General features: G+C 45.3%; 10 protein-coding genes. 3 read left to right on the forward strand and 7 right to left on the reverse strand.

Features of this window, described 5'->3' with window-relative positions; translation table 11 throughout:
- Window positions 1–13: 13 nt before the first annotated feature.
- Together BLR88_RS08865 and BLR88_RS08870 are read left to right on the forward strand one after the other, a co-directional pair.
- Entirely contained in the window at window positions 14–1255 is a 1242-nt protein-coding gene (locus BLR88_RS08865; protein WP_057899836.1) for a CaiB/BaiF CoA transferase family protein, read from the forward strand.
- A 30-nt stretch (window positions 1256–1285) separates the two neighbouring features.
- Entirely contained in the window at window positions 1286–2494 is a 1209-nt protein-coding gene (locus tag BLR88_RS08870) for an acyl-CoA dehydrogenase family protein (RefSeq protein WP_057900427.1), read from the forward strand.
- 60 nt (window positions 2495–2554) lie between these two features.
- Here the strand turns inward: BLR88_RS08870 and BLR88_RS08875 are convergent, their stop codons facing one another.
- From BLR88_RS08875 to BLR88_RS08890, 4 genes are all read right to left on the reverse strand, one after another.
- Window positions 2555–3982, reverse strand: a complete 1428-nt coding sequence (locus BLR88_RS08875) for an amino acid permease (protein ID WP_057899835.1) — start codon at window positions 3980–3982, stop codon at window positions 2555–2557.
- A 194-nt stretch (window positions 3983–4176) separates the two neighbouring features.
- Window positions 4177–4668: a CDP-diacylglycerol--serine O-phosphatidyltransferase gene (pssA, locus tag BLR88_RS08880; RefSeq protein ID WP_057899834.1), complete on the reverse strand. Its 492-nt coding sequence runs from the start codon at window positions 4666–4668 to the stop codon at window positions 4177–4179.
- Window positions 4669–5235: 567 nt separating this feature from the next.
- Window positions 5236–5514 (reverse strand): hypothetical protein, encoded by a 279-nt coding sequence (locus BLR88_RS08885; protein WP_057899833.1) that lies wholly within the window; start codon window positions 5512–5514, stop codon window positions 5236–5238.
- A gap of 15 nt (window positions 5515–5529) precedes the next feature.
- Window positions 5530–6810 carry an ArsB/NhaD family transporter gene (locus BLR88_RS08890; protein WP_057899832.1) on the reverse strand — a complete coding sequence of 427 codons (1281 nt, stop codon included), beginning with the start codon at window positions 6808–6810 and terminating at the stop codon, window positions 5530–5532.
- Between the two features lie 168 nt (window positions 6811–6978).
- Here BLR88_RS08890 and BLR88_RS08895 point away from each other — a divergent pair, with 168 nt between their 5' ends.
- Entirely contained in the window at window positions 6979–8124 is a 1146-nt protein-coding gene (locus BLR88_RS08895) for a glycerate kinase (protein ID WP_057899831.1), read from the forward strand.
- Between the two features lie 341 nt (window positions 8125–8465).
- Here the strand turns inward: BLR88_RS08895 and BLR88_RS08900 are convergent, their stop codons facing one another.
- The 3 genes from BLR88_RS08900 to BLR88_RS08910 all read right to left on the reverse strand — a co-directional run bounded on the left by BLR88_RS08900 (window position 8466) and on the right by BLR88_RS08910 (window position 12555).
- Window positions 8466–9662, reverse strand: a complete 1197-nt coding sequence (locus BLR88_RS08900; RefSeq protein WP_091260464.1) for a Ger(x)C family spore germination protein — start codon at window positions 9660–9662, stop codon at window positions 8466–8468.
- Window positions 9659–10789 (reverse strand): GerAB/ArcD/ProY family transporter, encoded by a 1131-nt coding sequence (locus BLR88_RS08905; protein ID WP_175493584.1) that lies wholly within the window; start codon window positions 10787–10789, stop codon window positions 9659–9661. The genes BLR88_RS08900 and BLR88_RS08905 overlap by 4 nt, the downstream gene beginning before the upstream one ends.
- Window positions 10790–10935: 146 nt before the next feature.
- Window positions 10936–12555: a spore germination protein gene (locus BLR88_RS08910; protein WP_175493585.1), complete on the reverse strand. Its 1620-nt coding sequence runs from the start codon at window positions 12553–12555 to the stop codon at window positions 10936–10938.
- Between the last annotated feature and the right edge of the window lie 151 nt (window positions 12556–12706).

Raw genomic sequence — 12706 nt, forward strand, 5'->3', positions numbered from 1 at the left:
AAGGAGGGAAAGCATGATTACATCGTCGTCAAATCGGGAAGATGTGGCCGATTCTTTTGAGCCTTACAGCCGAGGAGCACTAGATGGTATTAAAGTGATTGATTTAACCCGTGTTCTGGCAGGGCCTTATTGCACAATGATTCTTGGCGACTTGGGAGCTGATGTCATTAAAATTGAAGCGCCCGGTGGAAGCGATGAGACGCGCGGGTGGGGTCCACCAAATATCGGGGGAGAAAGCGCTTATTATTTGTGTACTAACCGCAATAAGCGGGCGCTGACGCTAGACCTGAAGAATTTGAAAGCGCGCGACATTCTGCGTGAACTACTTAAAGATGCGGACGTAGTCATCAATAATTTCAAGACAGGCACGATGGAAAAATGGGGACTTGGCTACGAGACGATGGCAGAACTTAATCCGCGCCTGATTTATGTGTCTATCAGCGGGTTTGGACAAACCGGTCCGTACAAACATGTGCCGGGATATGATTACATTGTGCAGGCGATGGGCGGTATGATGAGCATTACTGGGAGCGAAGAAACCGGGCCGATGAAGGTTGGTGTCGCTATCGCGGATGTCGCTACAGGGTTGTATGCGGCTATCGGTATTCTCGCTGCACTGCGTGAACGCGATCATTCTGGTATGGGACAGATGATTGATCTTGCGCTATTTGATTCGCAGATTTCCCTACTTGTTAATGTGGCGAGCAATTACCTTGTATCGGGACAGATTCCAAAAAGATATGGAAACCAGCATCCGAATATTGTACCGTACCAGACTTTTGCAGCATCCGATATGGAGATGGTAGTGGCGGTAGGTAATGATCAGCAATTTCGCAGACTGTGCGTGCTACTTGGCAAAGAAGAATGGAGCCGTGATCCCAAGTTTGCGACCAATTCCGCTCGGCTTGTACACCGAGAGGAAATCTGTGAACTGTTGCAGGAAGAGTTTAAAAAACGTCCTGCTTCGGAATGGCTGGTACGTTTGACAGATGTTGGTGTACCGAATGCCCCAATTTATAATCTGGCGCAGCTGTTTGAAGATCCACAGGTACAGGCAAGGAAGATGAAAGTGGAAATATCGCATCCAACAGCAGGAAAAGTTTCGATGGTGGGAAGTCCGTTGAAATTGTCGCGGACTCCTGTGTCTATTCGGCGCCATCCGCCTCTTGTGGGTGAGCATACAAAGGAAATTTTACTTGCGCACGGATTTACGGAAGAACAAATTGATGAGTGGTTTCAGGACAAAATTATTTAAAATGTAAATAAAGGAGCGAATAAGAAGATGATGAATTTTGCCTTAACAGAAGAACAAGAAGCTGTACGTAAAATGGTACGTAGCTTCGTGGATAAGGAAATTAAGCCCTATATTCAAGAATGGGATGCGAAAGGCCATTTCGAGCGTAGCATTATGACGCGGCTGGCTGATCTCGACCTGATGGGAGTTTGCATTCCGGAAGAATATGGTGGAAGCGGGATGGATTACAATACACTGGCAATCGTATGCGAGGAGCTGGAACGGGGCGATACTGCGTTTCGGACGGCCGTATCCGTTCATACGGGGCTGAATAGCATGACCTTATTGCAGTGGGGAAGCGAGGAACAGAAACAAAAATATTTGGTTCCACAGGCGAAAGGTGAAAAGATCGGGGCCTTTGGATTGACAGAGCCGAATGCAGGCTCCGATGTGGCGGCAATGCAGACAACAGCAGTGCGTGACGGCGATTATTATATTCTGAACGGGCAGAAGACATGGATTTCCCTATGCGATATCGCTGATCATTTTCTCGTATTTGCATACACGGATAAGTCGAAAAAGCATAGAGGCATTAGCTGCTTTATTGTTGAGCGTACGTTTGAGGGTTTTGCATCGAAAGCGATCAAAGGAAAACTTGGCATTCGTGCAGGGAATACGGGCGAGATTTTCTTCGATAATATGCGCGTCCCGGCGGAGAATTTGCTGGGAGAAGAAGGGGAAGGATTCAAGATTGCCATGTCTGCGCTGGACAACGGACGTTTTACAGTGGCTGCGGGTGCGTGCGGCCTGATTCAGGCGTGCCTTGAAGAAAGCTTGAAATATTGCCATGAACGTGGCACGTTTGGCAAAGAAATCGGAAAACACCAACTGGTGCAGCAGATGATTGCAAAAATGGTAGATGGTCTTGAGACGTCGCGTTTGCTTGTGTACCGTGCCGGGTGGCTGAAAAATCAGGGCAAGCGCAATACGCGGGAGACGTCGCTTGCCAAGTGGCATGCATGTGATGCGGCGTTTGAGGCGGCGTGCGACGCAGTGCAAATTCATGGCGCATATGGCTATTCAAACGAATATCCGGTCGAGCGTTTTATGCGTAACGCGAAAGCGCCGGTGATCTATGAGGGGACGCGCGAGATTCATACGATTATGCAAGCGGAATATGCGCTTGGCTACCGTCAGGATAAACCGCTGCGTAAAATGCTGCCAGCGTGGCCGTTTACGGAAGAAGCGGTAGAAGTATAATCGCTAAAAGCGAGAGTAAAAAAGCGGCTTGTCCGTTGTACAGGCAAGCCGCGCATATTTTTATCGTTGATAAGACGGTTTCACGCTTTGTTTATGATTTTCTTCTTCTTTTGCTTGTTTGGTTATTTTCCGCTTGTGCAGACCTTTTGCGAAATAGAAAATAATAAGAATCAAGTACCAGGCAGGTCCCACGATTAGAGCAATGCGAGTATCAGGGAAATAGGCCATCAATCCGACAACACTGATAAGAAACGCTAGCGTTACATAGGAACTGAACGGGAACAGGGGCATTTTGTACTTCAGATTTTGCACTTGTTCCACGCTTAGGCTTTTGCGGTAGCGGATTTGCGCCAGCAGAATGATAGCCCACGTCCAAATTGCCCCGAATGTGCCGATGCTTGTCACCCACTGGAATACTTTTTCTGGTACGATATAGTTTAGTGTGACGCCAATGAGCAACGCTCCCGCGGAAGCGAGAATCGCGATGTTCGGCACACCGCTGCGGCTGATGTTCTTGAATTTCTGTGGCGCTTCACCTTGCTGTGCTAAGTTGAAAAGCATGCGGCCCGTGCTGAAAATCCCGCTGTTGCAGGATGAGAGCGCAGCAGTTAATACAACAAAGTTGATAATGCCCGCTGCGTAAGGGATACCGAGCTTGTCAAATGTCATGACGAACGGGCTACCTTTTGTGCCAATTTCATCCCATGGATAAATGGACAAGATGACAAACAATGCTCCGACATAGAAGAGCAAAATGCGCCAGAACACAGAATCAATAGCACGGGCGAGCGACTTTTCCGGGTTTTTGACCTCTCCCGCAGTTACACCGATCATTTCAATTCCAAGGAATGCGAACAGCACCATTTGCATGGACATGAGCACACCATTGATCCCGTTTGGCAGGAAGCCGCCGTGTGACCAGAGATTGCTAATGCCGGTTGCAACACCGCCATTCCCGATTCCAAAGATAACCATACCGAGGCCGACAATAATCATGAGAATAATGGTGACGATCTTAATAAGCGCAAACCAAAATTCAAGCTCACCGTAAGCTTTTACGGCGATCAGGTTGACTGCGGCCATAATGACAAGCGCAGCAAGCGCCCATACCCATTGATCAGTATTCGGGAACCAAAACTGCATGTATACGCCGACAGCCGTAATCTCAGCCATACAAGTTACGACCCAGAGGAACCAATAGTTCCAACCGGTTAGATACCCTGCTATGGGCCCGAGATAATCGCGCGCGTAGCGGCTGAACGAACCGGCTACCGGGTTTTGGATAGCCATCTCACCAAGCGCCCGCATAATGATAAACATTCCGGCTCCGGCCAAAGCGTACGCGAGCAGAATTGCAGGGCCTGCCAATTTAATGGCAGAAGAAGAACCGAGAAATAGGCCAACCCCGATGGCTGCGCCCAAGGACATTAACGCAATATGACGTTCTTCAAGGCCACGATGGAGTTCATGATGTTGTTTTTGCTTCATAGAACCTCCCAGAAAATTTTATATATAATAAAAATCATATTAAGGAAACGCTTTCATAATTCGATTATATAGTATATTTTCTCAAATTGACAGGTTTTTATACGAAGTAATTATTTTCTGATTATTTTTCGATAAAATTTATTATATAATTTTAATTTATAGAAAAATAAAAAAACCCCGTGAACGGGGGGAGGTTATAGTTTTGGAATACGGATGGGGCTCACCATTAAAACGGCGAGGATAAGCATAAGCAGGGGACTGGAAAAAGAAAAAAGCGCCAATACAGCAAGAATGAGTCCGGCCAATGTAATGGGTACACCCATATAATAGCCGACAGTAGGTTTAATGTTGAAACGACCGAGCCGCCAGGCGCCAGCAATCGGAAATGCGATAAAAGCGATGGTTAGCAGGGGAGAAGGTGTATGCATGGTATGAATCAAAATTGCGGGCGCTACTCCGAAGCTAACAATATCAGCTAGGGAATCCAGTTCGACTCCCATAGGGCTGTCCACTTTCAGCATACGCGCCAGTTTGCCGTCAAATACGTCGCATAGTGCAGCCAATAAAATTAAGAGGGCAGCCATTTTATAATATCCATTCATAGAAAAAGTAAGCGAAAAAATTCCACATACAAGATTACTTAACGTAAAACTGTTTGGGATCGATCGACGAATAGAACTCATTATACACCTCAGTATGTATTGTTTGTTTGCATTTTATCATATGAAGAGATAAAGAAAAATAGCCCATCAGCAAAACGCTGAAGGGCTTTCATCGTTATCAGAATAATCTTCATTTTGTACGGTCATTTCATTTATGATGCAAAGGGAAGGGGGACTGGAACAAAGCTGTGGGTCTTCCTCGATGGTTGAAAGATCAGAGGAGCAGGTTTCACAAATGTTCATGTCTACACGATGTGAGTCGCCATGTTTGACCTGCAGGCACGATAAACAAACATACATCCTCATGCTTTGTCCTCCTTCTTAAATTAGTATGTTTTTTATTATACCCTATTTGTTAGAAAATTTAAACGATAAAAATGGTGGATTTTATGGAAAATTACAGAAAAAGGTTTAGAAGAGGATACGAATCGTTTTCCCCTTAATTATAATTATATATATGAATGACAATTTTTTTGCAAAGGGGATAGAAATTTATTCATATTCTATTATGATAAGCAAAGAAGCGTGATACAAGAGGAAATAAAAACAGGCCGAATTTCCTTTTCGGCCTGAGAATATGGCGAAGTGGGCTTAGCTCCATTCCAAAGTATGGATAATCTTGTTTTTGAATAGGGCAAGCAGGAAATCAATGTAGTAGTCTTGTCGGACAATGATCTGGTACTCATGGTTAGGATGCGGGTAGAAAATAACATCCGTGTACACTTTGTCTTGGTCAAAAAATGCGCGCACTTTGCGTAACGAAGGGATAATTCCATCTACGTCCTTTACCTTAAGAATAAATTCGGTGTCAAGTTCATTCTTCTGCTCTTCAATTGTCAGGGCATTTGTATCATACTGGTAACTGATCATAGCGCTTTCTCCTTTTTACATAAGATAGCGTACGTAAATATATACAGTTGAAATAATGATGGATAAAATCATCAGCGGAAAGCCAATCCACAGGAATTTAAGGAAAGAAATGTGGTATCCCTCTTTAGAAGCCATCCCCGCTACAATCAAATTGGCACTGGCACCGATAAGTGAACCGTTCCCACCTAGGCACGCACCGAGGGCGAGACTCCACCAGAGCGGCTCCAGATCGCTAACACCCATTCTTCCCATCTCCTGAATCATCGGAATCATGGTGGCAACGAACGGAATGTTATCCACGAATGCGGAAGCGATCGCGCTCATCCAGAGAATGAGTAAGGACGTTGCTACCAGATCTCCTTTTGTAAGTTCGATCGCTTTATTTGCTAATTGGGCAATAACTCCCGTCTCTACCAGTCCAGAAACGAGCACAAACAGGCCAACAAAGAAGAAGATGGTTGTCCATTCGACCTTTGTTAATGCGTCTTCGAGATAATGTTCGCCTGTCAGCAGTAACAGAATAAATGCACCAAGCAGCGCAATAGTAGCGGATTCGATATGAACAATCTGATGCACGAAAAATCCTGCGATTGTCAAAGTGAGAATAGCCAGACATTTTTTTAAAAGGGCCGGATCTGTGATCTCGTCCTGTTCTCGCATATCCATCAGGCCGGCTTTTAATTCTTCGGTTGTCTGGATTTGTTTGCGGTACAGCAAAGCGAGAATCGCAACAGTTACAATAAGAATGAATGCGGAAATAAGAGCCAAATTATTGATAAATGCGACAAATGTCAATTCTTTTACCGCGCTTCCGATCATAATGTTTGGCGGATCGCCGATCATTGTCGCCGTTCCACCGATATTGGCGGTAAAAATTTCCGCGATTAAGTAAGGAATAGGCGAGATTCTAAGCTGTCGAGTAATACTGAATGTAACAGGTACCATAAGCAATACCGTCGTCACATTATCAAGAAACGCCGAACCAACGGCCGTAATAATACTTAATGCGATAAGAATTTTTATCGGGTCGCCGTTTACTTTTTTCGCCGCCCAGATCGCGATAAATTTAAACAGTCCGGTTTGCGCTGTAATGGCGACGATAATCATCATTCCGGTCAACAGACCAAGCGTATTGAAATCAATGTGGTGAATGGCGGTTTCCTGATTGACAATGCCTAGGGCGACCATGAGAGCACCGCCCAGCATGGCTACGATCGTCCGATGGATTTTTTCAGAAATAATAAGACCATATGTAACAAGGAAAATCCCGATAGCTATGAGTGCTTGTTGCTCCATTGTGCTTCTTTGAACCCCCCTATACTGAAATGTTTTGAACAAGTACTTACATACGGAAAACAGGAAAAAAGGTTTCAAAAACTTTTTAAATAGGAAGCCATCATAGAGGAAAAGAACAAGTGGGACGCGAAGGAATAGACGGAGAAAAAATAGGGAGAGGAAAGTACAATGAAATTTTTGCTGGCACCGGATTCATTTAAAGGAAGTGTTTCAGCAAAAGAAGCGGCTGAAGCGATGAGAAGGGGCGTACTTAAAGCAAGGCCTTCGGCTCGCACTTTTACACTTCCGCTATCGGATGGTGGAGAAGGCACGCTCGAACATTTGGTGAAAGCAACCAAAGGGACAATATACGAGACGATGATCGAAGATCCGTTAGGTAGGCCAATATGCGGATATTATGGTGTAACGGGAGATGGAAAAACGGCGATTGTAGAATTGGCGACCGCATCTGGCCTCACGCTCCTCAAAAAGGAAGAATTAAATCCGAGGCTTGCGTCTACGTTTGGCACCGGACAATTAATCATGCGAGCAATGGAACGAGGGATCGCTTCATTTATTATTTGCCTTGGTGGAAGCGCTACTGTAGATGGAGGGGCTGGAATTCTCCAAGCATTGGGGTTTCGGTTGCTTGACCATTGCGGAGAGGAGTTGCCGCGCGGAGGCGTCTATTTGCGGGAATTAGCGCACATTGACGATTCACGGGTCGATGAGGGCATAAAGCAGGCAAAATTCCGTCTCGCGTGCGATGTGACGAACCCACTGCTTGGACCGCAGGGAGCGGCCTATGTATTTGGCCCGCAAAAAGGAGCGGACAAAGAAGCGATACGTGAACTGGGGGAAGCGCTGACTGTCTGGGCGGATCAGATAAGGCACAAGACGGGTGTCGCTGTACACGATATGCCGGGAGCTGGGGCGGCGGGCGGAACGGCGGCCGGGCTGTGCGGTTTGCTTGGCGCGGAAATTCGTCCGGGATTTGCTATTGTTAGCGAGATGCTTGGACTGGAACGCTTGCTGGACGAGCATTCAATAACTGCCGTTCTGACTGGTGAGGGGCGCCTGGATGCCCAGACAGCGGGCGGAAAAGTAGTGGCGGGCGTATGTGCGGTTTGCGCCGGGCGCGGCATTCCGGTGATTGCTGTTGTTGGCGGCATCGACGGGGATATTTCGCCCCTTTACGGACGCGGGCTTACCGCCGCTTTCAGTTTGGTTGATGGCCCGCTTTCCGTGGAAGAAGCGATGGGGCGGGCCACGGTATTGCTTGAAAAACAAACAGAGCAAATTGTACGTGTATTTGTAAAAGCGAAAGGCATGTAAAAAACGTCTCAGCCTGTAGCTCCTGTTCCTTGCGGAACTTTGTCTACAGGCTGGCTCGTAGGCAATACCCGCGAGTTTTTCTTTTTTACGCATAAAAAAGATGGTGCGCAAGGACGCACCAACAAAGGGAGTCAACTGAAGACTAGCCAGAGGTATGTTGCGAGGTTCTTACTATTAATTTTACCTGTTTAAAATTAGCAATGAAACAAAAATCGTTCGTCAAATTCCACTTTTTATCTTCAAGAAATGACAAAATACTTTATATTTCAGGTATACTCCTGTTGAGAAAGACTGATCTCCTGATTTTTGTGTCAGGGTTGCGGCTGAAAAGCCATGTACGTTCATTTCTTCAACTTATAATGAGGAGTCTTGAGTGAATCTCCAATGTTGCGGATTTTTAAGTCTACATTTACGTCGATAGTCAATTGCTCAAAAAATGTTTTCGGCTGTTTACGTATCTGTTTATACATATCAGGGTGGTTTTTGAGCCTTGTAGTCAACCGAAACACATCGGCTTTGTACTTCTTTTTGAGTGTTTCTATAGTCTTGTGCAATCGTTTTTCCAGAATATCTGAATAAATACGCTCAGCCCGTTCAAGCTGGTTCGGTTTATCGAAGGAGGCGCCAAGACATTGATATTCCATTAGCTCGGTGTCCAACTCAATCTGAAACGTAATGTGGGGTCTATTGTTTTTCATGGTAGGACGGATGTTATTTTTTCCCTTGAGAATTTGCAATCCTACTTTTTTTCCAGCGTAGCAAGGAAAGTTCAATACCCCTCTTTCGATCTCGCCGTGTAGTATGGAAAGGTTTTGGATGTCGTTTTTGGACAATATGCCCATCTTCTTGAAGTTCTGAAAGACAGTCGCTTGATTAATGACAATTTGCTTTCTTTTGTTTATAGAGGCTGTAAGTAAAAAGAAAGGTGTGTTGCTCCGAACGCTCTTGCTCACGGTACCCAAATTGGATTCAGGCATGATCAATGTTTTTTGAACGCTGTCTGTGATCTCTGCAATATGCAGAGAGGGAGTTGGTTCCGACACGCTCGGTATTGTGAAGTACTCAGTAATCGGGCCTGTTGTCATAATTATCTCGGTGTGACGACGCATTTGGGGAAAGCGGGAGAAAAAGTCAAATAGTTCATTGAGCCCTTTCTCGGATACTTTTTCTCCTACAGCAATCATTTGCAGATGAGATAAAATGGGGAAGCGATCGCTTTGCGTGGTGATTTGCTCAATTCCGTTCGCAATGGACGGAGTTTTAAAGATAAAGTTGGTATAGCCTTTTGGTTGTTGTCCTGTCTGCGTCCCCATTCCCATCTGACCACTTGCACTGGCCGCTTCTACTACCTGCACGATAACTTGATACATACGCATTTCCTTTCCTGCAAAGCGTTCCGGGGGGAGTTCCTCAATACCAAGTCCTACGATGATCGCTCGCCTTTCCAATTCCCTATAATCCCAACATCCTGTTAGAAGAATGACAGCAAAACTTATGAGTGTAATTGCTGATATAAAACTTCTCTTCCATTTTTTCATACGCTATCACCTTTTTGTTCGGGAGAGGGAAGGAGCCCCAGTTTTCGTCGTACAAATACACAGGTGAGGAGAAGTAGTGGATAGCCGATGAGAAGGAACAAACCGATAGCCCCTACCACATTCAGCCAACCCTCCATTTCGATCAAATTTTCCGGAACGAGGGACAAGACGAAGATTAACGGAAGCGATAACACCATCCACCATCGCAACGAAATACGCGGAAACGTGCGGTTCAATGCAAAAGCTGTTGAGAAAAAAGTGACTAGATGGGTGGTATACGCTAAAGGGAGCCATAAGATAATCAGCAATAGTTCGGCTCGTTCTATAAATTGTCTGACAATTTCAATCGTTTTTGCCATCGTAATGACAGGGTATGTTTGAGCTATGGTCACATCCGGTCCAAGCGTAACTAATGCACCCAACACGACGAAGATATAAAAGATGCCGGACACTCCAATGCCGATAGCGGTGTGCAGATACGCTTTCTCTTTCTTGGCAATAAACGGGTAATACAGAAATAAAATTTCATAGCCCAGAAAGGAGTACACCGTATTCGGTAACGATTGAATGACAGAGGTCATTCCGTCCAAAAAAGGTACCCGTAGTTCATACCAATCAGCTTCCAAATAAGCTAACATCAAAAAGAACACCAACATAAAGATAGAACTGGGGATTCCTGATTCATGTATCCGGACGATTGGCATGAGGCCGTCCCATGAGGAATAAAGAAGGATGAGTAGCATGCTGCCAATGATGACTTCAATGGGGGTAAATGGCAGCATTTCTGATCTCACTACTTCCGCCATGACTCGGATTCCGGTAATAGTGAAAAATAAGTAGTACCCTGCAAGCGATAGGTTAAACAACAGTCCGACCGTACGGCCGAAAAGTTTTACATTGTATTCAATTACCGTGTCCCCTGGAAAGACGCGAGCGATCCGTAAAATTAACCATAGCGAGAAAAAGCAGAAGCCTATCGCTAATATGATAGTCAGCCATGCGTCTTCTCGCGCTTTTTCCATCACCCCTCGAGGTAGCGTGATAAAACCGGTACCGATAATGACGCCGAATATGAGGAACACAAGTTGAACAGGGGTTAAGCTTGGACGAACTTCATTTCCACTCATCATAATTAATATCACCCTTCTTTATGGAAATTGCTTCTTTTACTCAGCTTTTGCGTACATTTTCCTTCCTTCTCGAATGAGTGATAATTCCTTGGAAAAGTAAACATGGTTCATTGACAGCGGTGATTCTTCAAGACGCTGCTTGATTATCGTTTGTTCTCCTTTTTGTGTTGTTTTCTAGATATCATTGGCAAAGGCTTACTTTTACTTCTTTGCAACGGGTTAAGAAATGAGGGGCGTTTTGTAAGCTTTTTAAACGGAAAACGTACCAGTGTATCTTTCCAATCCGCTATGCGAAGAGGAGAGAGAGGGGCCAGATAGGGCACTCCAAACGAGACAAGTCGGGCCGTATGAGCGTGAATGAAAAACAACCCCAATATCAAGCCGTAGAGTCCTAGAATGCTGCTACAAAAAAGCACGAAGAAGCGTAAAATTCGATATGTGATGCCCAGTAAGTAGACAGGGGCTGCAAAGGACGAGATCGTGGTGAGCGCGATAATCACGATGGTAACGGGGCTCACCAGATTGGCGCTGACGACCGCTTCTCCGATGACCAAGCCCCCGATGATACTGACGGCCTGTCCAATTGGTTTGGGCAGTTTTACTCCGGCTTCCCGAAGAATTTCAATCATGATTTCCATTACAAATATTTCCATTAAAATCGGTAGAGCTACCTTTGTTCGAGCAGCGTCCATAGAGATAACCAGTCGTGTGGGAATCAGCTCAGGGTTAAAGGCGGTTAACGAAAGGTACAATCCTGGAATTACGATACTGAACAGGAGGGCAAGCATTCGAACAAAGCGGATTAGGGTCGCGTACTGCCAACTGCTGTAGTAATCATCAACCGTGTCCAGCAGCTGGAAAAATGTGATAGGAAGAATGAGTGCGTGAGACGAGTTCCCCGTCATGACCACCACGTTCCCTTCCAACAAGTAGGAGCAGACGACGTCTGGCCGTTCTGTCGGACGCAGCTCGGGAAATAAAGAAAACGAATTGTCTTCGATTAATTCCTGTAGATGCATTTGTCCTTGTATGATATCTGTGTCGATAGCAAACAGGCGCCTTTTCACTTCTTCTATGATACTCGGATTAGCCACATCTTCTAGATAGAATATACAAACCTTGTGTTTTCCCCGCTTTGTTATATTAATGACTTCGATAGTTAATTTGGGATCACGCAGACGTTGGCGGATTAGCGTAATATTGGTATCCAAATCCTCTATAAAGCTTTCTTTCGGTCCGATCACGCTTTGTTCTGTATCGGGATTTGCAATATTCCGCTTTTCTACCCTTTCTACTCCAACCGCGAGCCCCGTGGCTTCCCCGTCAACAATTAACAGTGCTTTTCCATCCAGCATTTGTTGAATAGCAGCTTGCCAGTCCATGATCCGTTGTGTTTCTGTGGTGGCCACGATTTGTCGCTGGATTATTTGCAGAAGCTCATGTTTCGCTTTTTCTTCGGATAAAAGCAGTCCCTTTTCGCTTGCATCTTTGTCCCAACGCTCCTGTAAGGGAAGGATGACGTATTCACTTAGATGTTGGATATCTACAAGACTTTGAAAGAAAAATAAAGCGACGCGCCTTCCTGCGCAAATCAGGTGGTGCGAAGTGAAATCCGTATTTTGGCCCAATTGTTCCGTAATGTCCTGAACGTTTTTTTCTAGCGAAGTGTGCAAGGGTTGCAAGGGGATAGAGGATATCGCTGCCTTCTCCTGTGAAAGCCATTGCTTTGATTTACGGGCTTTCTTCCGCCAGAGCTGACTCATTTTCATCGTTATGAATCTTCCCCCTTTATCATTTTTTTTAGGATTTTTTTTATTATTAACGAATACATGATGAACAATACAAAGGGTAGCGCTAACGTTTTGACAATGAAACTCATGCTGATCTCATCTATGTGGATGGGGACGCGAAGCT

This window comes from Aneurinibacillus thermoaerophilus, assembly GCF_900099925.1.
Classification (GTDB): Bacteria; Bacillota; Bacilli; order Aneurinibacillales; family Aneurinibacillaceae; genus Aneurinibacillus; species Aneurinibacillus thermoaerophilus.